18 protein-coding genes and 1 pseudogene are annotated in these 21,069 nt (G+C 43.0%); 13 read left to right on the top strand and 6 right to left on the bottom strand.

What is annotated here, in order from left to right; all coding sequences use genetic code 11:
- The first annotated feature begins 66 nt into the window (after positions 1 to 66).
- From HWQ44_RS05490 to HWQ44_RS05480, 3 genes and pseudogenes are all read left to right on the top strand, one after another.
- Positions 67 to 501: a hypothetical protein gene (locus tag HWQ44_RS05490; protein WP_292715925.1), complete on the top strand. Its 435-nt coding sequence runs from the start codon at positions 67 to 69 to the stop codon at positions 499 to 501.
- A 587-nt stretch (positions 502 to 1,088) separates the two neighbouring features.
- On the top strand, positions 1,089 to 2,387 hold the full coding sequence (locus tag HWQ44_RS05485; protein ID WP_292715922.1) for a cation:proton antiporter: 1,299 nt from the start codon (positions 1,089 to 1,091) through the stop codon (positions 2,385 to 2,387).
- Between the two features lie 328 nt (positions 2,388 to 2,715).
- Positions 2,716 to 4,422 (top strand): annotated as a pseudogene (locus HWQ44_RS05480) (cation:proton antiporter); the annotation flags it as partial.
- A 207-nt stretch (positions 4,423 to 4,629) separates the two neighbouring features.
- On the opposite strand, the gene HWQ44_RS33500 reads toward HWQ44_RS05480, so the two are convergent.
- Entirely contained in the window at positions 4,630 to 4,767 is a 138-nt protein-coding gene (locus HWQ44_RS33500; protein WP_366931361.1) for a hypothetical protein, read from the bottom strand.
- A 145-nt stretch (positions 4,768 to 4,912) separates the two neighbouring features.
- On the opposite strand from HWQ44_RS33500, the gene HWQ44_RS05475 reads away from it, so the two are divergent.
- A complete protein-coding gene (locus HWQ44_RS05475; RefSeq protein WP_292715917.1) occupies positions 4,913 to 5,419 on the top strand; it encodes a hypothetical protein in 507 nt (168 codons plus the stop codon).
- 93 nt (positions 5,420 to 5,512) lie between these two features.
- A complete protein-coding gene (locus HWQ44_RS05470; RefSeq protein WP_292715915.1) occupies positions 5,513 to 6,352 on the top strand; it encodes an AMIN domain-containing protein in 840 nt (279 codons plus the stop codon).
- A gap of 120 nt (positions 6,353 to 6,472) precedes the next feature.
- Here HWQ44_RS05470 and HWQ44_RS05465 read toward each other — a convergent pair whose 3' ends face one another.
- Positions 6,473 to 7,012: a DUF3172 domain-containing protein gene (locus HWQ44_RS05465; protein ID WP_229547190.1), complete on the bottom strand. Its 540-nt coding sequence runs from the start codon at positions 7,010 to 7,012 to the stop codon at positions 6,473 to 6,475.
- Between the two features lie 210 nt (positions 7,013 to 7,222).
- On the opposite strand from HWQ44_RS05465, the gene HWQ44_RS05460 reads away from it, so the two are divergent.
- The 6 genes from HWQ44_RS05460 to HWQ44_RS05435 all read left to right on the top strand — a co-directional run bounded on the left by HWQ44_RS05460 (position 7,223) and on the right by HWQ44_RS05435 (position 14,946).
- Positions 7,223 to 8,050: an ABC transporter permease gene (locus HWQ44_RS05460; RefSeq protein WP_292715911.1), complete on the top strand. Its 828-nt coding sequence runs from the start codon at positions 7,223 to 7,225 to the stop codon at positions 8,048 to 8,050.
- A 192-nt stretch (positions 8,051 to 8,242) separates the two neighbouring features.
- Positions 8,243 to 9,817, top strand: a complete 1,575-nt coding sequence (locus tag HWQ44_RS05455; RefSeq protein ID WP_292715908.1) for a type II CAAX endopeptidase family protein — start codon at positions 8,243 to 8,245, stop codon at positions 9,815 to 9,817.
- 836 nt (positions 9,818 to 10,653) lie between these two features.
- Complete coding sequence (locus HWQ44_RS05450; protein ID WP_292715905.1) at positions 10,654 to 10,929, top strand: NINE protein; 276 nt, start codon at positions 10,654 to 10,656, stop codon at positions 10,927 to 10,929.
- A 347-nt stretch (positions 10,930 to 11,276) separates the two neighbouring features.
- Positions 11,277 to 11,537 (top strand): hypothetical protein, encoded by a 261-nt coding sequence (locus HWQ44_RS05445; RefSeq protein ID WP_292715902.1) that lies wholly within the window; start codon positions 11,277 to 11,279, stop codon positions 11,535 to 11,537.
- 159 nt (positions 11,538 to 11,696) lie between these two features.
- A complete protein-coding gene (locus HWQ44_RS05440; RefSeq protein ID WP_292715900.1) occupies positions 11,697 to 14,225 on the top strand; it encodes a cation-translocating P-type ATPase in 2,529 nt (842 codons plus the stop codon).
- A 223-nt stretch (positions 14,226 to 14,448) separates the two neighbouring features.
- A complete protein-coding gene (locus HWQ44_RS05435) occupies positions 14,449 to 14,946 on the top strand; it encodes an FHA domain-containing protein (protein WP_292715898.1) in 498 nt (165 codons plus the stop codon).
- Positions 14,947 to 15,018: 72 nt separating this feature from the next.
- Here HWQ44_RS05435 and HWQ44_RS05430 read toward each other — a convergent pair whose 3' ends face one another.
- A complete protein-coding gene (locus tag HWQ44_RS05430) occupies positions 15,019 to 15,366 on the bottom strand; it encodes a hypothetical protein (RefSeq protein WP_292715896.1) in 348 nt (115 codons plus the stop codon).
- 363 nt (positions 15,367 to 15,729) lie between these two features.
- Here HWQ44_RS05430 and HWQ44_RS05425 point away from each other — a divergent pair, with 363 nt between their 5' ends.
- Entirely contained in the window at positions 15,730 to 16,650 is a 921-nt protein-coding gene (locus HWQ44_RS05425; protein ID WP_292715894.1) for a TIGR01777 family oxidoreductase, read from the top strand.
- Positions 16,651 to 16,738: 88 nt separating this feature from the next.
- Here the strand turns inward: HWQ44_RS05425 and HWQ44_RS05420 are convergent, their stop codons facing one another.
- The 3 genes from HWQ44_RS05420 to HWQ44_RS05410 all read right to left on the bottom strand — a co-directional run bounded on the left by HWQ44_RS05420 (position 16,739) and on the right by HWQ44_RS05410 (position 18,051).
- A complete protein-coding gene (locus HWQ44_RS05420) occupies positions 16,739 to 16,984 on the bottom strand; it encodes a hypothetical protein (RefSeq protein WP_292715890.1) in 246 nt (81 codons plus the stop codon).
- A gap of 167 nt (positions 16,985 to 17,151) precedes the next feature.
- The gene (locus tag HWQ44_RS05415) at positions 17,152 to 17,574 is read right to left on the bottom strand and encodes a tetratricopeptide repeat protein (RefSeq protein ID WP_292715887.1); all 423 of its coding nucleotides are present in this window, start codon (positions 17,572 to 17,574) and stop codon (positions 17,152 to 17,154) included.
- Between the two features lie 120 nt (positions 17,575 to 17,694).
- Positions 17,695 to 18,051, bottom strand: coding sequence for an iron-sulfur cluster assembly accessory protein (locus HWQ44_RS05410; RefSeq protein WP_179069217.1), 357 nt, complete (start codon positions 18,049 to 18,051; stop codon positions 17,695 to 17,697).
- A 674-nt stretch (positions 18,052 to 18,725) separates the two neighbouring features.
- Between HWQ44_RS05410 and HWQ44_RS05405 the strand changes: the two genes are divergently transcribed.
- Positions 18,726 to 20,345 (top strand): hypothetical protein, encoded by a 1,620-nt coding sequence (locus HWQ44_RS05405; RefSeq protein ID WP_292715881.1) that lies wholly within the window; start codon positions 18,726 to 18,728, stop codon positions 20,343 to 20,345.
- Positions 20,346 to 21,069 lie beyond the last annotated feature (724 nt).

The raw sequence follows: 21,069 nt of genomic DNA, 5'->3' as shown, positions 1-21,069 counted from the left end.
GCCTGGGCTAATATGAATTATCTCTAAAAACTCTAATTTCTCTCTTGTTCATTACTCAGCACTCCTATGACACCAACTTTATTTGGTCGCTGGCAAACTCGATTATTATTACTTGCAACTATAGGTGTACTCGGATCTTTGCCATTTGCAATCGGTTGGATTGGCCCTGGTGCTAATTCAGTTTATTTTTGGATACTTGCTTATGTCGCCATCTTTGGCTTAGGCTGGGATGTGCTTTATGACTATTTGCAAAAATACCGCTGGGACAGAGATTGGCCCGCTGTTTATCAACTCTTAGCTGGTATATGGGAATTGGTGTTTGTGTTTTGTGGAGTCAAGTTATTTGGCTTTTTACCAATACCTTTACCGAAAGAGGAACTGTCGCCAGGATTTTTTTTATTGCACTATAGCATCGTGTGGCTAGCAGTTTTTATTACTTCTCAAAGCCTGATGCGAATTATTTTCCTCCGTTGGCGTTTCCGGGGTGGAGAATGGTTGTAATCCCTTAAATCCTTGAAACTAATTTAATCAAAATTTATAACAATTTTCAGGTAATTAAACTGTAGGCTAGGGGCACACAGATATATACGTAGAGCAGATTGTGGTTCAAATAGATAAAAAAGGTTATAAATCGCAATTTAACAAATCATAAAAAATCATATATTGCGGTTTTAGTTTGGATGCAATATGTTGTATTCACGTACAGTTGTGTGCGTTCTTAAGAGGTTGTTTGAAAAGTTGTAAAGTATACTCAAAACCCCGCTTTCATTCCTCTCCCCGAAAGGTCAAGAGGCTTTGAAACCCCCAATTCCCTACAGGGTAATGGGGGCTGGGGGGTTAGGTTTTCGAGATTTAGATGTTACCAAAAAAACTTTTCAAACATCCTCTAAGAACAACATGGTAGTTGCTACAACTTTGGAAACCAAAGCAACGCATTGCCTCTTGTATGTCATCAAATTAAAAATAGCTATCTTCTGTTCCCAAAATTGGCACTTGTGCTGATGTAGTAGTCATGTATGAGAAAAACAGGACAAGCTTTGCAGTCTGGGGAGATTCTTCAATGCAGAGACGCAAATTAAGGAAGTGCAATGTCAAATTTTGATCTGGTTATTCAGCTATTTCTGCAACTCACAGTTATTTTAGCTACTTGTCGTATCGTCACGATTTTAGGACGCCGCTATCTTGGTCAAACTGATGTTGTTTGCGAGATGATCGCAGGTGTAATGCTAGGGCCATCGCTTTTGGGATTGATTGCACCAGGTTTTCAGCAATGGCTGTTTCCTAAGCTTCCCATCATCACTGCTGTCGGACTGAAGATACCCAATCCATCGATGTCCATTTTATATGCTATTAGCCAGATTGGGTTAGTAATTTATATGTTTTTGATTGGTTTAGAGTTTAATACCAAACTCTTAAAACATCATATCAAAAGTGCAAGTTTGCTATCTGCTGCCGGGATTATCACTCCTTTTATTTTAGGAGCGATCGCTTCTTTTTGGTTTTATCACAATGGCGATTTCTTTCAACCAAAGGTAATGCCTTGGTCAGCCGCTTTGTATCTAGGTGCATCGATGACAATTACGGCTTTCCCAATGTTAGCTCGTATTCTTTACGAACGCGGTCTTACACAAACCCGCTTTGGTACTTTGGCTTTAGGTGCAGCATCAGTAGATGATGCAGTTGCTTGGTGTTTGCTGGCGATCGTCCTTGCTAGCGTGAAAAATTCTCTGAGCATTGCCATATTAGCAATTGGTGGTGGCATTTGCTATGTGCTGTTTGCGATTTTTCTCGGTCAACCTCTACTGAGAGGATTCACACGCATGACCAAACGCGATGCAGGTGTGAACAGACAAACCCTGACTTTAATGTTGATAATTTTGATGTTTTGTGCGTGGTTTACCGATATCACAGGCATCTATGCAATATTCGGTGCTTTTGTGTTGGGAGCAGTGACACCACGCGGAGAATTCGCTCAACAAATTCGCCAATATACGGAGTTTTTAACCACTTCTTTTTTGCTACCGATGTTTTTTGTCTACTCTGGACTGAACACTCAAATTGGACTAGTAAACACACCGACTTTGTGGGGAATTACGCTCTTAATTATTGCGATCGCAATTCTTGGCAAAGGTGTTGCTTGTATGTTGGCTGCAAAATTGGCGGGGGAAAATTGGCGAGAATCGGCAACTATTGGCGCTCTGATGAATGCTCGTGGTTTGATGGAGTTAATCATCCTCAATATTGGTCTTGAGCAAGGTATAATTACCCCAACTTTATTCACTATCATGGTTATTATGGCAGTCATTACTACCCTGATGGCATCACCACTGATTGCCTTTTTGTTGCACGGTACAAGCTATGATAAATCTTCCATTGAGGCAGATTAAAATATAAAACTAATTACCTTGTAATTGGGTAAAATTATCCGCTTCGACTCTGACTATAACCGCTAATTTGTATGTAGTGGCGTTGAAGCGCCATTACATACTAGCTGCCTATTACCTAATTTTCTTAATATCGGTAATTGGGAATTTATTCTAGATGTAGCTCCTAAAATCATCAAAATTCATGTTTCACGGCTGCAACTGCATCGTAACAGCAATTGACATGACAACAAAGCACAAATTACTCTTGGGTGTATCTAACAAACTTGACATTTTTCAGTCTTTTAAAGAATCATCTTAGAGAAACCAGATAGTTAATTTTGAGGAAACCATGCACATAGTTATTCTCGTTCTGGTTGAGGTGCTGATTGTTATTGGACTTTCACGGCTAGTAGGGCTAGCATTTCGTTCCATTAAGCAACCGTTGGTAATTGGTGAGATTGTCGCTGGGATTATGCTCGGCCCATCTTTATTTGGTTTAGTTGCTCCCCACGTTGCAGTTACCTTGTTTCCACCAGAAACTATTCCTTTTCTAAATGTTTTGTCTCAGGTGGGACTAATATTTTTCATGTTTCTGATTGGGTTAGAACTAAATCCCAAATACCTCAGCGGACAATTAGAAGTAGCAGTTTTAACTTCTCATGTCAGCATTTTGGTGCCGTTTTCTCTAGGAACATTGTTAGCGGTGCTACTTTATCCCCTAGTTTCCAATGCAAGTGTATCCTTCACCGCCTTCGCCTTGTTTTTGGGAGCGGCGATGTCAATTACTGCCTTTCCAGTGTTAGCGCGAATCATTACTGAAAACAATTTACAAGGAACACGTTTAGGAACGTTGGCGTTAACTTGTGCAGCGGTGGATGATGTGACAGCTTGGTGTCTCTTAGCAGTTGCGATCGCAGTTGCTCGGACTGGCGACTTTGCTGGTGCTATACCCACAATTATTGCCAGCATCCTTTACATCGGTTTGATGTTGACCGCAGGTCGTTGGTTCCTCAAACGCCTTGCCAAACACTACCTCCGTGCGGGACGCCTCAGCCAATTGCTGCTAGCTGGGATTTATATGAGCGTGGTTGCGTCGGCGCTAATCACCGAACTAATTGGTATTCACTTAATTTTTGGGGCATTTTTACTGGGAGCAGCCATGCCCAAAAATGAAGATTTAGTGCGGGAATTAGCAGTAAAAACGGAAGATTTTGTCCTGATTTTCTTGCTGCCAATATTTTTTGCCTACAGTGGCTTAAAGACGCAGATTGGCTTGCTCAACCGTCCAGAGTTGTGGCTGTTGTGTGCGTTGGTTTTAGGAGTGGCGATCGCAGGCAAATATGTTGGCACTTATGTAGCGGCCCGTGTCAGTGGCATTAGTAAACGGGAAGCCTCAGCACTCGGTTGGTTAATGAATACTCGCGGCTTGACTGAACTGATCGTGCTAAACATTGGTTTAGAGTTAGGGGTAATTTCCCCCTTAATATTTACCATGCTGGTAATTATGGCATTGGTAACTACATTCATGACCTCGCCACTGCTGGAATGGACATATCCCAAGAAGCTGATCAGGTTAGATGTCATGGAACCGGAGTCGGAAGCAGAAACAGATGATATAGATGCCACTGCTGGAAATGTAACTTCCGTTCGTCCCTATCGAATTTTGGTGCCAGTGGCTAATCCGAGTACCCAAAAAGGATTGGTACAGTTGGCAGTAAGCATTGCTCTTAACTACCGACATCCCGCCGTTGTTAATCCTCTTAGCCTGATTGAATTTGAAGAAGACTATGCCTTTGAAAGTACGCCAGTTGAAGCAGACCGATTAATTGCCCAGCGCCGCCAGCAGCTAGAAGACTTGATTAATACTCTCGAACCAGTAGAAACACGCTCTTATGTGCATCCCATCGTTCGCATATCTAGTAATGTCGCACGGGAAACAGCACAGATTGCTGCACTAGACCAAGTTGATTTAATTCTCGTAGGATGGCATCGCCCAGCTTTTAGTAGCAATCGCTTAGGTGGAAGAGTCGGTCAAATTCTCACCACTGCACCAGTTGATGTCGCAGTATTTGTAGACAGAGGAAGCGATCGCTTAGAAAGTTTATTAGTCCCTTATTCTGCAAATATCCATGATGATTTGGCACTGATCCTGGCGCTCAGACTGCTAATCAATCATGATACTTGTATGTTGCATATTTTACACGTATTACCAAATCCTCTCAAGGATGAATTGAGTTACGAGTTGGACATGATGATAGAGCAATTACCGAGCAGTGTTCGCGATCGCATAGAAATCAAAATTGTCCAAGCTCCAGAGCCAATCCAAGCTGTAGTCGAAGCCTCCAAAAATGTAGACCTGACAATTGCTGGCACCAGCCGCACTTGGGGGATCGAGCGTCAAACCTTGGGTAGATATACAGATCAACTAGCCATCCAATGTCGCTCTTCCCTGCTGATTACCCGCCGCTACAGTCAAGTCACTGCTCATCTCACTTCCATGCTTCCTGAGGTTAGCAGTCAAGAGCCAACATTGAGGAGTTGAGATTATGCATCATTTCAACTTCAAATCTTTAGCTTTTTACGGAGTAGCAATAATTTCAGTGCTACTGTTGTTTAAAACTGTAAGTGTTTATGGAGAAAAAAATCTCAAGGCTCCTCCTCCAGTTAACGGTCGCTATCGTCTAACCCTAGCGGAGAATTTGCCGAACTGTGAAAAATCGGATACCCTGACGTTAAACATTGAGCAGTCGGGTATTTACTTAAATGCCTCTCTATTATCGGCAAACGCTAACGCCGACACTGACGAAAAGCACTCTCTGGCAGGCATCTTGAAAAATCAACAATTAAATTTATCTGGAAAAGTTGGCAAATCAATCCTTTGTAATATTCCTCGCCCCCAAAATGATCCTCTAAACTCAGTCAGAATTCAAATGCAACTTGTGGATAAAGGTAATATGACAGGTCAATTGACCGTAAAGGGTATTCCACAAACTCTGAAATTCACCGCTGTGACCGAAAAAGCCCAGGAAAAATCTCAGAAAAACAACCATTGAACTGGGAGGTGGGGACTAAGGATAGGGATTTCAAGCGCGAAGTAAACAGCAATGTGAGCGCATTGTATGGGTTTTATGGAGCAAATAAAAAGAATGGCTCAGGGACTAAAGACTAAGCAATTTTGCCAATGGGGCAAGCAACTATTTAGCATCAGTATATTAGGCTTTTATGCCGCGATCGCCCTCGAAACTTGCACTACTGCTGTTACACCAGGGGCAAAGCTAGATAATTGGCGTTTTTCCCCCAAGACACAGCAACTCGAAATCACCCTCTCAGCAGGTACAACCCCTCATTATTTCTACTTAGCCCAACCCTCTCGTCTGGTTGTAGATTTACCGAATACTAAGTTGGGCAAAGTCACTACGCAACAAAATTATTCTGGAGCAATCAAAAGCATTCGCGTTTCTCAACTGAACGCAAACGACACACGCATTGTCTTAGATTTAGCACCAGGGACTGTTTTTAATCCTAAACAGGTACAATTGCAACCTGTATCCCGAAAAAATTCCACTCGCTGGGTATTACGTCCGGTTATTTCTGGTAAAACTACTGCTGTCAAACCAGCAAATTCCCCACCTTCACCCAAGAAACAACCTCAAACACCCTATAAGTCACAGCCGCCCAGTGACCTACCCGTAACCACTACTAATCCACAAGCGCCCTTACTCACAGTTCCGCCTCCATCCAATGAACTGCCCTCAACAATTACTACTAACTCAGGACAGCCTTTTGTCACTGTACCCCCCCTAACTCCGAATACATCCTCTCAACAACCTGCTTCGATTCTTCCCCCTCCTTCTTTCCCAAATCAAACCGGTAACTTGAATAGCATTCCTCCTTTCGGAATGTCAGAATTTCCAGTTCCAACAATCCCCAATGTTCCCAATCCCCCAGTGATCGAGTTTGGTCAACCCCTTCCTAAAAGCAGATAAAGAGTGGGGGATTAAATGAGTGTGGGAGGCAGGGGAAGGCAGGGGAGGCAGAGGAGGCAGGGGAAGAAAAACTGATTAGATTATTACCAATACCCCATGCCCAATTCCCAATGCCCAAATCTAAAATCTGTCAGTTTCCTGAGGTGTTCCAACTGCTCCTGGTTGAGCTGTGAAGAAGTTTTGAGCAGCTTCATTCTGATATATGCACCTAATATCAGGTTTATCACTGTCCAAGTTACCTGTAAAGCCAAAGGTGTTCAGGCGATTTTTGCAATCTCTTACCTGATCGGATGTCACCAGCTTACGTTGCTCTAAAAGCGCCCAGTTATTTTGTCGGATTACACATCCAGGACGCATACTAGGCTGGGCAACATAGACATTGAAGGGGTTGAGAGTGACAAACAGTCTGGCGTCCATCACCATCGCGCTGGCTCCGTACTGCACACAAATTTCCGGGTTTGGTGCTTTGGTGTCAATAAATTCACGAGAAGCCACGTTTGATGGCGCCAATGTGGTTGTAGAACTAAAAGCAATGCCAATCCCAATTCCCAAAATCAACACCCCTCCCATAATTGCGATGGTGAAGAGGTTAAACATAGGGGATTGGAAAATAGAGGGTTTAGAAGTAGTAGCCGATCTACCAGTGGGTTTACGTCTCATTGTTGCTTAATCACCTTCACGCCGATTTGGCAGGGAGTAGTCTAGAGTTTTCTCCGATACAAAAATACTAACAATTGTCCGCTTTTTCTTCCTGTTTCTTCCTGGCAGTATCGGCACTATTCCAATACTGCTTTTTGTTGCCCTAGTAATTGATGTGTAAAACAATGTAAATTAACACTTAATGAAATTTTGATAAGTAATTGAAAGCACGTGACATCTCAAAGAGCGCTACTTTCGGGCAAGAGGTTCAAAACTTCCCAACTTCAAATCTTCCTAGCTGATAGTCTGACTATTTTTTGGGGAGATTGGTTAGATTTACGTGTAAGAATCGTACAAGTTGCTGCATCAGGCTTGATATCTCCACTGATATATATTCTAGCTTTTGGCTTGGGTTTGGGTAGCTCCATCAAACCCGGCTCAGGAATTAGTGGTAACTATAACAACTATTTGGAATTTATATTACCGGGGATGGTAGCGCTATCGTCGATGACGGTTAGCTTTGCTGGAACGACATTTTCAATTTGTGGAGACAGGCTATTTACCAAAACCTTTGAGGAGTTGTTGTTGACTCCCATACACCCCCTAGCGTTATATATCGGTAAAATGCTGGCAGGAGTCGTAAGGGGGTTGATGACTTCCAGTTCCGTGATTTTGGTAGCGATACTGTTGACTGGAAACTGGAACTTTCTCAACCCACTATTTCTGGTGTTGGTGGTACTGAATTGTGCCGTATTTGCTGGGTTAGGGGTGATTGTGGGGTTGAGTGTGCGATCGCTCGAATCAGTTGGACTCTACAACAACTTTATAATTATCCCCATGTCATTCTTAGGAGCGACTTTCTTTGACCCTGGTACATTACCAGCTGCCCTCAAAGTCGTAGTCTACCTGTTGCCACTGACCTACGCCAGCATCGGACTGCGTGCAGCTGCTCATTTACCCTTGTCCCAGTTTCCTTGGTACAGCATACCAATTTTGCTGGTGGTAGCGATCGCTCTTTCTCTGTGGGGTGGTTATAAATTTGCTCATCAACAGGATTAAAGCCTTGATTATAACCTGTGCTTTGACTGTTGAATTTTCTCTAAAACTTTTTCTTGATGCTACGTAAGCTTTATTCGTTGGGGCAGGCGATCGCAAACTTATAATATTGATGATATCTATCCACCTCTGACTTTTTATTGCGATAATTCCCAAGGGGGACGCGCTCTCCATTGGTTAGTTAAAGGGGGATAGATGACACTCAAGCGATTGGTTTTAATTTTTGTGCTGACGCCGATAGCAGTTCTGTTGGCAGTTTCAGCTTTATTCAGTAGTTGGCAAGAACCTCAATTTCAAAGTCGTCTGGAACTATACCAAACTAATATTGCTCTACAAGCCCAAGCTTGGCAATCAGAAGATAGCGGTGATGACAATCTCCAGGCGATTCGGGAAGCAATACTTGGTGAGCAACCCCTGGAAAGCGCTACAAAGCAGTATCAGGAGGCGCGTCAATCAGTTCAAGCTAATTTAGACAAAGTTAACAACAAACTTGCACAATTACGCTCTCAATCTGAAATAACTCTCACGCCTCCGAAACCTCTACCGGACGCTCCTCCCACTACTAAAACCTCTAAACAGGGACAGCAACAGTTACAGCAGTCTCTCAAACAATTACAAAAATTACTGGCTGAATTAGACCTGCGTCTGGGAATTTTACAAGCACAGCAGGGACAGACTGATACAGCCCTCAAAACTTGGAGCGAATTACAACAACGCTCAGATATTAATCCAGAATTTGGACAAACCGCCGCTGTATTGAGTGGACTGTGGAGCAATCCTCCCCGTATCCTCCCAAATGCTCAACAACCGATTCAAAAGAATTTAGAAGGTTGGTTTCGTTCTACTGCTTTGGTTCAGCTATACCAATTCCAGCAACGACAAGACGCTTTATCAGTAGTTAAAGCAGCACAAAAAGAATCTTCTGCTCAAGCAGTGTTGAAATTAGCGGTTATTGGCACTATTCCCACCTTGGCAGCTTTAATCGGTCTAATACTGCTGATTTTATTATTTGCTCAACGCTTGTTGAAAGGAAAAGCCTCATTACTAGCTCAAAATGCTGATATCCCTTGGTCAACGCCTTGGGATGGTGAAACGGTTTTGCAGGTTTTTATTATCGGCTTTTTCTTTATGGGGCAAATTTTTGTGCCCTTGGTAATATCGGTGCTACCCATCCCGCGTCCCATTGTTGATGTGCGACTTCAGGCGTTTTCTGTCTTGGTTAGTTACATATTGGTGGCATTAGGGGCGCTGTTAGTGCTGTATTTCTCTCTCAAGCGCTTTTTTCCACTACCAGAATTCTGGTTTCGCTTCCGTTTTCAAGATAACTGGTTTTTGTGGGGACTGGGAGGTTATTGCACGGCTTTACCTATAGTTGTGGTGGTATCTTTGATTAATCAACAGCTATGGCAAGGACAAGGTGGTAGTAATCCCCTGTTGCAACTAGCTCTAGAAAGCCAAGATGGTGTAGCACTTGGCATATTTTTCTTTACAGCAGCGATCGCCGCTCCATTTTTTGAAGAAATTCTGTTTCGCGGTTTTTTGTTACCCTCTCTGACTCGTTACTTACCCGTGTGGGGAGCGATTCTGATCAGTAGTTTATTGTTTGCGATCGCTCACCTCAGCTTGTCGGAAATTCTGCCCCTCACCGCATTGGGGATTGTCTTGGGAGTAGTTTACACGCGATCGCGCAACCTTCTCGCTCCTATGCTCCTCCACAGCCTCTGGAATAGTGGTACACTTTTAAGCTTGTTTATATTAGGTAGTAATTAACACTATAATAGTACTGTTGCCCAAAACCAAAATATCTGCTTTTATCTCCATAAGTAAGAACAATTAACTAGTTACAATTGGTTGCAAGCATAAACACTAGCTGAAAACCAAATTGCGATCGTGGCAAAAGCAAATCAAAGAATGCTGTTAACATAGACAACAAAATATCTAGTTAAGCATTTATTCTCATTCGGAGCATTTTAGCCATTTTCGAGATGTTAATTGTCTTCCCGAACCATTTTTAGCTGTCAGAAATTGGATTGCAATTCCGTTTGGCGCTCATCGAAGTGGGGATCGGCAACTAACAAGGGGTTAGCAAAGATATGGAAGATGCTTTTGCGCTTCTAGATTCCTAATAACCACATAGTTGGTCTTGTCATTGGTGCGATGCTGTTTCACGCCCACTGGAAGAAGCGATGTCTACGACGGGCTATGACGCTCGATGACTTGCTACCGCTTCGCTATCGGCGTCGCAAAATAATCCGGAAATAATACTGATGGACTTGTAAAAAGTGGTGTAAGTAGCAGTTTTTGCTGATTATTGAGGTTCATTCTTCTCAAGAATAATGTCTTACCTAAAAATCTGCAAAACTGCCGCACCAGGGTTTGCAATCATCAAATCCACCACAATTCATTAAGGAGCGCCAGATTTTCAGGCTATGCTGCAAGACATCTTAGCGTCCCCTCTGGAATAGAAGCACGCTGATTTTGATTATTTGTCTTGGGCTTACTTGTACTGAAAAAATTAAAAATCTATTTATAAGCACATACATTTACTTGCTTTCATCTACTCAAGACTTTGTTTTTATACTCACTTATCAAGGAGCAGCACTTATATGGCAAATCTCAACCCCACTCATCCAACCAAACAACTTTTAGCTGGTTACTGTGGCATTATCCTGGGAGCATTTGGGGTTCATAAGTTTATTCTAGGATACGCTTCCGAAGGCTTTATCATGTTGGTGATTTCTGTAGTTGGGGGTTCTTTCACCTACGGCATTGCCTTGTTAATTATGCAACTTGTAGGTTTAGTTGAAGGCATGATCTACTTGAATAAGTCCCCTGAAAATTTCGTAAATACCTACTTTGTGAATAAGCAGGGCTGGTTCTAATAGAAGAAGGTAGTTCTAGCTTGCGGTAAAAGATAATACACACCCACAAGGGTGGAATTCTAGCAAGGACGAACTCTTGCAGTAGACCGTAGCTGGGGATAAGGGACAGCGACTCAAGAAACATCCTTTTCCCCTTCCGCTTTACCCAGCCTGAAGAATTTTCCTTTCTTTACCCCTTAGCCAAAACGGATTGCCGTTAATACCCTGTCTATTAGGATACTTAACTAACTTGCTCTAGCTAGCTTCCTTATTTCTACAAAATTCTTGCAATAAAGATATGTTGCTAGGCTGATTTGTCTTTAGCAGTTATATAGTGACTCTACCTATTAATATTTATTTCTATTTATATGCTTATTCTCAAATCTAAACAGCAAAACTTGGCGATGTTCTTCTTGTTGGGCTTAGGATATTTCAGTGTTATGTCTCATTTAGAGATCAACTATTTCTTAAAAAGCCTGATTGCGATCGCGCCAATACAGGTAGCAGCTATTATTTATGTCACTTATCGACGTTGGAACTGTCAACTCCCTGTAGGGGAATTTAAAATTCAAAATTTAAAATTCAAAATTCAAAACCCTACAGATAAATCTAGGAACTTGGAACCTTGAATTAAGTACAGCGATAGTCGTTCATGCTCAACGAGGTACGATAAATTAATAATTTTAATATGGTTGACATTGAGTCATAGTTCCATATTTAGCCTACGCTCGAATTAGAGACGCTTTTAGTCAGGCGTTGAATTTCTGTAGCGAATCTAAACACAAGCCATGCAACTTGTCCCGAAAACTAAGCCAGCCCCAGAACTTGACCCAATCCTAGAGAAGATTATTTTAGATGTTGGGGGTATGAAGTGTGCTGGGTGTGTGAACGCTGTAGAGCGACAGCTAACCCAACATCCAGGAGTCAAGAGTGCCTGTGTGAACCTGGCCACAGAGGTAGCAGTTGTAGAGTCAGAAGTTGGTGCAGTAGATGCAGATGCACTGGCACAGCGATTAACAGGCGTTGGATTCCCGACTCAACCCCGAAAAGCTAGCGGCACAATAGTAGGCGAAATATCTACCTTACCAGATCCAGCAGAACGCCAACGCCGAGAAATGCGATCTTCTGTTAGGCAGTTGGCGATCGCTGCGGTGTTGCTGATATTGTCGGGAAGTGGACATTTTGGTAATCTTGGTAGCTCAGTGCTGCCAGTGCTGAATAACATCTGGTTTCACTGTGGACTAGCGACAGTGGCGCTATTAATTCCCGGTCGCCCGATTTTAGTAGATGGCTGGCTAGGCTGGCGGCGAAATGCGCCTAATATGAACACCCTGGTGGGATTGGGAACGCTGACAGCCTACATTGCTAGTTTAGTAGCGCTGCTCTTTCCCCAATTGGGTTGGGAGTGCTTCTTTGACGAACCAGTAATGATGCTGGGCTTTATTCTCTTAGGAAGGACATTAGAGCAACAAGCTAGAGGTCGTGCGGCTGCCGCATTTAGGAAATTGTTAGCACTCCAGCCACCGTTAGCACGATTGATTGCTAACCCAGAGAAAGGAGGAGTGGGGTCTTCTAGTGTAGAAATTCCCGCTGAACAGGTGCGGGTCGGTGAATGGTTACAAGTGCTGCCAGGTGATAAAATCCCCGTTGATGGTGAATTGATGGTTGGTCAAACAACAGTCGATGAGTCAATGCTAACTGGGGAAGCAGTGCCAGTAATCAAGCAACCAGGAGATATGGTGACAGGAGGGACGCTAAACCAGTCAGGAGCGATCGCTATTCAGGCAACCCGGATTGGAAGTGATACAACTCTAGCTCAAATTGTCGCCCTAGTAGAAGCCGCCCAAACTCGGAAAGCCCCAGTACAGAAATTAGCAGATACAGTAGCTGGTTACTTTACCTACGGTGTGTTGACAGCATCTGTCTTAACATTTGTCTTTTGGTACTTTTTCGGCACTCACATCTGGACTGATATCACCATGTCTGGTGGCATGGAAATGATGAGCCACGCTCCCCACGGGCTAAACGCCCCGCTAACAGCACTCAGCACTCAGCATTCAGCACTCTTAATCAGCTTAAAACTAGCGATCGCAGTTATGGTAGTCGCCTGTCCCTGCGCTTTGGGACTCGCCACACCAACAGCCATTCTTGTCGGGACTGCTATGGGTGCAGAACGAGGTCTGTTAATCAAAGGTGGCGATGTTTTAGAAAAAGTACACCAGTTAGACACCATAGTATTTGATAAAACTGGTACTCTGACTACAGGTAATCCCATCGTCACAGATTGTCTGTTAATTGAGGAATTAGGGACTGGGAAGTGGGGAGTAGGGAGTAGTGAATCCCACTCCTTAATTCAACTAGCAGCAGCCGTAGAAAGCGGTACTCACCATCCCTTAGCAAAAGCGATTCAGCAAGAAGCACAGCGGCAACAGTTATCTATTCCAGAGGCTGTGGATTTTCACACGGAACCAGGACTAGGGGTATCTGCTGTGGTAGAGGGCACAGTTGTATTGTTGGGTAACTGGGAATGGTTGAGTTGGCACGGCATTGCAATTAACGAAACCACACAACAGGTAGCACAGGATTTAGCAACAGATGGTAAAACAGTCGTTTATATAGCAATTGGCGGAACTTTAGCCGGACTAGTTGGTGTTTCTGATACCCTCAGACCAGATGCCCGATCGACTGTAGACAAATTGCGTCAGATGGGCTTACGAGTAATGCTGCTGAGTGGCGATCGTGCAGAAGCAGCTAATGCCATAGCCAAACAACTAGGATTAGATAGTGCTGATGTAATAGCAGGTGTTCCCCCAGCTAAAAAAGCGGCTGCAATCCAGTCTCTCCAGTTAGAAGGGACAAGGAGACAAAAGGGACAAGAAGACAAGGGAACAAATAAAACTCCTAACTCCTCACTCCCCACTCCCCACTCAGCACTCCGCACTCAGCACTCAGTTGTCGCAATGGTAGGAGATGGAATTAACGATGCTCCAGCTTTATCCCAAGCAGATGTAGGAATTGCTTTACACTCTGGGACAGATGTGGCGATGGAAACTGCTGAAATTATTCTAATGCGCGATCGCTTAAACGATGTTGTCGAATCTATTCAGCTTAGTCGCGCCACCTTCAATAAAATCCGCCAAAATTTATTCTGGGCTTTTGCATATAATACAGTTGGAATTCCTTTAGCAGCTGGTGTTTTGTTCCCTAGTCTGGGTTTTGTCCTTAACCCATCAGGTGCTGCTGCATTAATGGCTTTTAGCTCTGTTAGCGTTGTCACAAACTCAATATTATTACGGCGATTAGCTCATCACCCGTAAAATACTCCTTTACACGGAAAATTTCCCAGCCCAAATCTTGGTTATTCCCATATAAAGTTAAACTGAGTCGGGATTCAGGTTTTACTAGTTCACAAACCTTCTTCAGACACTTACCAAAGCTATCATAGCTACTGGAGTAGAACAGACATGTTCTACTCTTTCAAGGTATTATGCAATTTTAAAGCTTATTTAGATCAGCACCACAGATTTATGGTGCGCGAAAATGGCAGGATACCATACTAAACAAATCTTGATCAATCACAGTTCCACCGATTTGTCAATGGCAGCAGAAACTAATGAAAACCATCTACTGATTATTGAAGACGATCAAGGTCGCAAAGAATTTTCTCTGGAGCACCCCGTCTACTCTATCGGTAGAGATCGCGAATGTAATATCCGTTTGATGTCGCAATTTGTCTCCCGCCGCCATGCCACATTAGTGAGATTGCCACGAGAGCATAATAGTCATAGCTACTATTACCGGATTGTAGATGGCGATGCCAAAGGCAAGCCTAGTTCCAACGGTTTGATGATTAATGGACGCAAGATACCAGCCCACGATCTCAGAAATGAAGATGAGATCGTTTTTGGGCCTCAAGTCCGTGCCATTTATTACCTTTTAAGAAACACTCAGCGTTTGGGACAAACAGATTCGAGCGAGTATGACATTACACTAATAAACCCCGGTATGGCCGAGGATTTAGAGGATATAGGAGACTGAATTATAACTACCAATCACAGTTTGACACTCTCACTGCTTGAAGCTGTGCGAGTGTCAACACAATCAGCAAAGCTATCCTGCAAGACTTTCAATCAAATGCCAATGGCGGCTACTTTCAATAGCCTGCTTGATAAACTCAAACATTTGTCGGCAGTAATTATCTAGTTGGAGTGGTAGTTCTTCATTTTTAATCACAATACTCATCCGGGTTTCTGTTTCGGTAGACTTTGATTTATCAATCAGTACTTCTACTGTTATCAATTTAGGAAAAGGAACATTGCCAGGAACCTGACGAGCGATAATGTAATCGCCCGTGTGGTATTGAATATCCAACTGACAGTCCTGTAGAAGTTCTACAAGTAACGGCAACAGATGGTCACTCTTGACAGAAACAATAAATAAACAGGTATAGCGAGCCATAATAGCCCCACGCCTTGCAACACTCTGTCCATCCTATAATACCGAAGCATCTAAACAGAAAGTCATTAAAAAAGCAAAATTTTTGAGATTAGGGACTACCGAGATATCCAGTCAACGAAGAGACAGGAGTCATAAAAGATATTTTGCCCTCTGTCACAGGGTTATGAGCCAGCTGCCTAAATTTATTTATTGAATTGGGTAGAAGGATTTTTCAAGACGTAAAGCGCCAAACAAAAGGTTTCCTTGTTATAAAAATACGAATTTATTTATGGGGTTTGTCTTCTGCCTCCTGCCTCTTGCCTTCTTTGGTAAGCTGAAAGTTTGATCAAAAACTTTACAATAAAGGTTTGGCTGAGGTAGAAAATGAAATTCGCAATTACTGGAGCAACAGGATTTGTCGGTAGTCTTTTGGTACAACGACTCCAGGGAAAAGGTCATAAAATAGTAGTATTAACTCGGAACACTGCCTTTGCTCAAAAGGTTTTTCCATCTGAGGCTTTCGCCAATGTAGAGATTGTTGCCTATACACCAAACGTATCTGGTTCTTGGCAAAGTGTCATCGCTAATTGTGATGGCGTAGTTAATTTGGCAGGAGAACCCATTGGTGAAGGACGCTGGACACCAGAACGCAAACAAGAAATCCTCAATAGCCGAAAGTTAGGTACACAAAAAATAGTTGAAGCAATAGCCAACGCTAACCCTAAACCAACAGTGTTAATTAACGCTTCGGCTATTGGCTACTACGGCACCAGTGAAACGGCAACCTATGATGAAACAAGTCTATCTGGTAACGATTTTCTCGCCCAAGTCTGCCAAGCCTGGGAAGCAGAGGCGAGAAAGGTAAAAGATGCTGGTGTCCGGTTAGTAATTCTGCGTTTTGGGATTGTTTTAGGTAATGGTGGTGCTTTAGGTAAAATGATTCCGCCTTTCAAACTCTTTGCTGGCGGGCCTATTGGCAGTGGTCGGCAGTGGTTCTCATGGATTCACGTAGACGACTTAGTTAACCTGATTTTGCAAGCTTTAACTAAACCAGAAATAGAAGGTGTATATAATGCCACTGCCCCTAACCCAGTTCGGATGGCAGATTTAAGCCAAACTTTGGGACAAGTGATGAATCGCCCTTCTTGGTTGCCTGTTCCTGCTTTTGCGATCGAAGCCCTTTTAGGAGACGGCGCTATAGTAGTTTTAGAAGGTCAGCAAGTCATCCCAAAACGCACCCTAGAAACAGGCTTTGAGTACAAATATCCTAATTTGCAACCAGCATTAACACAAATTCTTAATTAATGGGCATTGGGCATTGGGCATTGGGCATTTAAAAACTTTTCCCTGTTCTCTATTCCCCATGCCCCATTCCCCATGCCCAATTCTTTGACTATTGACTAGAGAGAAATTTTCTCGAAACCCAACTGATAATACCGCTGAGAATAGCACCGCCCATAAGGATGCCAATTGCTGGGTTAAACAAAGGTTGCCACAATTGATGCCACAAATCCAAACCCAGATTTATTCCCGCAGCATCACCGATCGCAGCGATCGCTAACCAGCCAAAGCCAAACAAAACCAAAAAAACATCTGCGACTAAAACCATGTTTAGCCAATTTAACAATTTCTCTTTCATGATTGGGTACTGGGGATTGGGTACTGGGGATTGGGGATTGGGTACTGGGGATTGGGTACTGGGAAGAGACAAGAGACAACGTAGAGACTTGCTTCAATAAATACCCCCTTGTCCCTCTTGTCCTCCTAGTCCCCAGTCCCTAGTCCCCAGTCTCCATCCTCCATCCTCTACTTTTCAAACAGCCAATTTTTGACTTTTGTCAAACTCTGCCAATCTGGTTTTCTACTTAAACCGTCTTCAATACTATTTTTTATTTCATCACTCCATTCTTCATTGACAAAAATTAACTGCTGTGCTATGTCAACATGTTCCCGCAAACCTTTTTGCTTTGTTTCTAGCATTGCTAAGGCGAGATTGATTCTAGCTTGGGGATCTTGTGGATTTAACTTGACTGCCTTCTGTGCAGCTTTGTAAGCCAAGTTGGGTTTGTTATCGAGTAGATACAACCACGCCAAACAAACCCAAGCAGCACTAGTTTTAGGAGCGCGATCGCACACTTCTTTAAACACAGGGATTAAAGATTCTACTGATTCTCCAGCTTTATAGCGTTCTAAACCTGTATCAAACAGGGATTCAACTGTATTAGTCATTGGTCATTGGTCATTAGTCATTGGTCATTAGTCATTGGTCATTAGTCATTGGTCATTAGTCATTAGGCAGATGCAAATGATAAACGACAAATGACGAGGAACAAATGACAACTGACAATATTACACCCCAAATGACTTGCCGCAACCGCAAGTTTGGTTGGCATTGGGGTTAGTGAATTGAAAGCCACCGCCAATCATGGCATCGCTATAATCGAGCATTAAGCCGTAGAGATATAAAAGACTCTTGCGATCGCTGACAATTTTGAAGCCATCATAGTCAAAAACTTCATCCTGAGGGGTGATCTTGCTAGTGTCTTCAAAGTCCATCATGTAAGACATCCCAGAACAGCCACCCTGACGGACTCCTACTCGTAAGCAGAAGTCTGTGCCTTGCTTGTCCCGGAGGGATTTTACCTGGTGCAATGCGGCTTCGCTCAACAGAATTCCGCGTTGTTGAGCCTGAATTGCTTGTGTCATCTGCTTTTTAAACTCCTTAATTAAGTCTAGGCGTTACCCTGTATCGGCTTGTTAATGCCTGTGGGTTGCCCTTGGTGTTTTTGTATTCATTCTAGCGGCTTAGATGTCGCTAGATGCCAAATTGTAAACACTCGCTCAAAAGCAGCCAAAGATTTTTATTCTAGAATTGAGAGACTCAGTGTGTTTATCCGAGAAGACAGGAGGCAGATCGCTTTTAGTGTCTCCCTTTGGGAGAAGGCAGAAGGCAGGAGGAAATAATTATGAATGAAAACTTTAGTTCTCGGTATAAGATCCTGTTTAAAAAGATAAATTGTATTGAGACACATAGTGGGACATACATTCGTAGCCGATGCGGTCTTCTCCATTAGTGTCTCCCCTTCTCCTACAGGAAAGCAAGTGACGCGCAGCGTCTTGTAGAGAGCGTCTGGGATGCATCCCAAGTGGATAATTTGGCATCGCCGTTCGCAGTCTAAGTCTCACGCTTTTAAATATGGGTTATTTCTGCCTCCTGTATTTTGCCTGCTGCCTCCTGAAACATTCAGTATTTTTGAAGTTTAAGCCTTGCGGCAGCCTGAGAAGTAACCACCCTTCAGGTGCAGCCAGAAAAATTTAATCCGAGGCTAGCTATCCCCGAAAGTTTACTTCCAAATTGCTTCTTTTGATTAACTTACTCTATGACAAGTTTTAATCGCTCTACCAGTCGTCGGTTGAAAAAATTAACTCAAATTCCTTCTGTATGGGAGGGCGATCGCCGTCCGTTGTCATCACCAAGCCAGCACTCAGACTCAGAGGCAAAGGGAGAATGCATTCTTTGGGTAGATTACTCCCAAGGTGTTGTTCGAGGAATGGACGTGGTAGCTTCAGATATTGGCCCAGAAGCAATAGTTCGCACCTTAATGCAAGCAATGGAGCATCCCCAGAGTCCGGCAAGACCTGCTAGGCCCCAAAGAATTTTAGTCAAAGATCGGGAGATCCAATTCTACCTGCGGGGAGTGCTACAAGATTTGGATATCGCCATTGATTACGCACCAGAACTGCCTTTAATTGACGAACTCTTTCGTGGATTTGCCGACATCCTCGATAGTCAAACCCCCGACTTACCCCCACAGTATGCACAAATCTTGCGAGAGAAAGCATTTGCAATTTGGCAAGCAGCACCTTGGGAATTTTTAGAAGAACAGCAAATTTTGTCCATCGAGATTAATAAGTGGGATGTTGGCACACTCTACGCCTCAGTGATGGGAATGCTGGGAATGGAGTATGGGATTTTGTTTTATCGCTCAGAAGAGTCTTTAAAACAGTTTCGCGCCGCAGTTTTAAGAGATGAGGAATCAACGGAACATCTAGAAGAAGCGTTCCTCAAGCAAGATTGCTTGTTTCTCACTTTTGAGAGTGCTGATGAAACTGATGAAGAAGATGATTTGGCAGACCTGCCATTATCAGAAATTGACCCTACTTTCGGTAATATCCACCCCCTAGAAGGACTACGGTCTGTTTTGTATGACGAAGAAGCACTGGTAATCTTGGTTGCGATCGAAAGCCTGAGCCGCTTTATTCGCGATCACCGTCGTCAGCTTCATGAGGACATCTTCCCTACCCTCAGCCGTCGCTATCGCATTTCTCTGCCGCAGTCGGAAGAATCAACTAAATCTATAGCTGTGACAGTCTCTACCATGCCGCAGTTAGCAGCAGAATTAGAGGAAATGGCAGGCTTTGGTGTCGATGAGCGGGAGATTGGGAATCTTGATTTCCAATCATTGCAAGATGACTTGATACCAGAAGATTCTTTCCTCAGCTTAGGTGTGGTGTCCTGGGAAATGTTGGAGTACCTGCGGAAGGGGGTCAGCTACCATCCGGCTGGTGAAATCAAACAAGTAGGTGACGGTTTACCGGTGATTTTAATTCAAACTTCCCGGCCCAAGGCTAAGACTGTAATTGAAAGAATTGAAACAGTCGGTGGACTGAGAGCCATTTGCTTTAATCCAGGTGCCGACTCCTTTGATGGCGATCGCTACGACCTGGGTTTATTGCAAACTCAAAATGGCGAATTGTTCCTATTCGGTGAATTTTTAGATGAAGATCCTATTCATGTAGAAGCCCGGAAAAAATGGAATCAGCGGTGTAAAAATACTAAGGGCTACTGTGGCTTAATCATTGCTAAAGGACTAACGGGAGCTTCCCGTGGCAATCCTCAGTTACGAGATATGATGGCTTTGTTTGAAGCGCGATCGCTTTCACCAAAAGATTTAGGTATTGGCACTCTCCAACTGATGCCCCAACTCAAATTTGAATAGTTACACGAATTGCTGCAATCCTCAATCTCAAATTATCAGTATGAGAAATTAAGTCAATGTGTATTTGATTTGCAAATTGACTGAGACTGCATCTCGCAAGGCACTTACCCCTCTTCTTTTTAATAACTGAGTGTTCAATTGAAGTAAAAGGACTCAGGATTTTCGCATTTGTATATGCCCCATCTTTTGTAGGTGGTCTTTTAACCGGAGGTGGATCGTCTCCGGCTACGCTCAGTACTCTTCATGCTTCTTTATCGTCGGATCTCTCATGTTGCGGCACTTTTTAATCCATATTCATGTATATGTCAATACTTATAGGCGGCTAAGAATTAGAAGTTAACTTTACCTCAATTTCATGAAGTACCTGTATTTTCATCGTTTTCCAGTCATTTAATCGAATATCTATCAGTATAAATAACTACAAAATAATGATAAAAGTATCTGCAAAGTTTATTTTAATCAAACCTAGCTGACGCACTTAGATATCAGAATCTTTTTTTAACCAGCTTTTGAGTCCTCTAGCGTCTTGTTATATATCAATATCATTAAGTAAAAGTTCAGGTGTATATCTTTTTCTTTGTAATTTTTTTATAAAGGATGAATCTTAGCTGATTTAATGTCTAAATAAAGATTATTTAAAGTGCGTAAATCATAGCTATAATGAACACACCACCGAAAAAAATTGAAATATACAATTATTTTTTTAGGTATACTTACCAAATAC

Origin of the sequence: Nostoc sp. JL34 (assembly GCF_017114945.1) — a bacterium.
In the GTDB taxonomy this organism is placed as follows: domain Bacteria; phylum Cyanobacteriota; class Cyanobacteriia; order Cyanobacteriales; family Nostocaceae; genus Nostoc.
The sequence above is the reverse complement of the archived record's forward strand: the minus strand, read 5'-3'. Positions and strand labels throughout refer to the sequence as shown.

Coding starts and splice junctions, on each gene's coding strand:
- HWQ44_RS05405 (WP_292715881.1), top strand. CDS start 18,726: ATGACAAGTTTTAATCGCTCTACCAGTCGTCGGTTGAAAAAATTAACT.
- HWQ44_RS05465 (WP_229547190.1), bottom strand. CDS start 7,012: ATGAGACGTAAACCCACTGGTAGATCGGCTACTACTTCTAAACCCTCT.
- HWQ44_RS05410 (WP_179069217.1), bottom strand. CDS start 18,051: ATGACACAAGCAATTCAGGCTCAACAACGCGGAATTCTGTTGAGCGAA.
- HWQ44_RS05490 (WP_292715925.1), top strand. CDS start 67: ATGACACCAACTTTATTTGGTCGCTGGCAAACTCGATTATTATTACTT.
- HWQ44_RS05450 (WP_292715905.1), top strand. CDS start 10,654: ATGGCAAATCTCAACCCCACTCATCCAACCAAACAACTTTTAGCTGGT.
- HWQ44_RS05420 (WP_292715890.1), bottom strand. CDS start 16,984: ATGAAAGAGAAATTGTTAAATTGGCTAAACATGGTTTTAGTCGCAGAT.
- HWQ44_RS05435 (WP_292715898.1), top strand. CDS start 14,449: ATGGCAGGATACCATACTAAACAAATCTTGATCAATCACAGTTCCACC.
- HWQ44_RS05415 (WP_292715887.1), bottom strand. CDS start 17,574: ATGACTAATACAGTTGAATCCCTGTTTGATACAGGTTTAGAACGCTAT.
- HWQ44_RS05475 (WP_292715917.1), top strand. CDS start 4,913: ATGCATCATTTCAACTTCAAATCTTTAGCTTTTTACGGAGTAGCAATA.
- HWQ44_RS05455 (WP_292715908.1), top strand. CDS start 8,243: ATGACACTCAAGCGATTGGTTTTAATTTTTGTGCTGACGCCGATAGCA.
- HWQ44_RS05445 (WP_292715902.1), top strand. CDS start 11,277: ATGCTTATTCTCAAATCTAAACAGCAAAACTTGGCGATGTTCTTCTTG.
- HWQ44_RS05440 (WP_292715900.1), top strand. CDS start 11,697: ATGCAACTTGTCCCGAAAACTAAGCCAGCCCCAGAACTTGACCCAATC.
- HWQ44_RS05425 (WP_292715894.1), top strand. CDS start 15,730: ATGAAATTCGCAATTACTGGAGCAACAGGATTTGTCGGTAGTCTTTTG.
- HWQ44_RS05470 (WP_292715915.1), top strand. CDS start 5,513: ATGGCTCAGGGACTAAAGACTAAGCAATTTTGCCAATGGGGCAAGCAA.
- HWQ44_RS05485 (WP_292715922.1), top strand. CDS start 1,089: ATGTCAAATTTTGATCTGGTTATTCAGCTATTTCTGCAACTCACAGTT.
- HWQ44_RS05430 (WP_292715896.1), bottom strand. CDS start 15,366: ATGGCTCGCTATACCTGTTTATTTATTGTTTCTGTCAAGAGTGACCAT.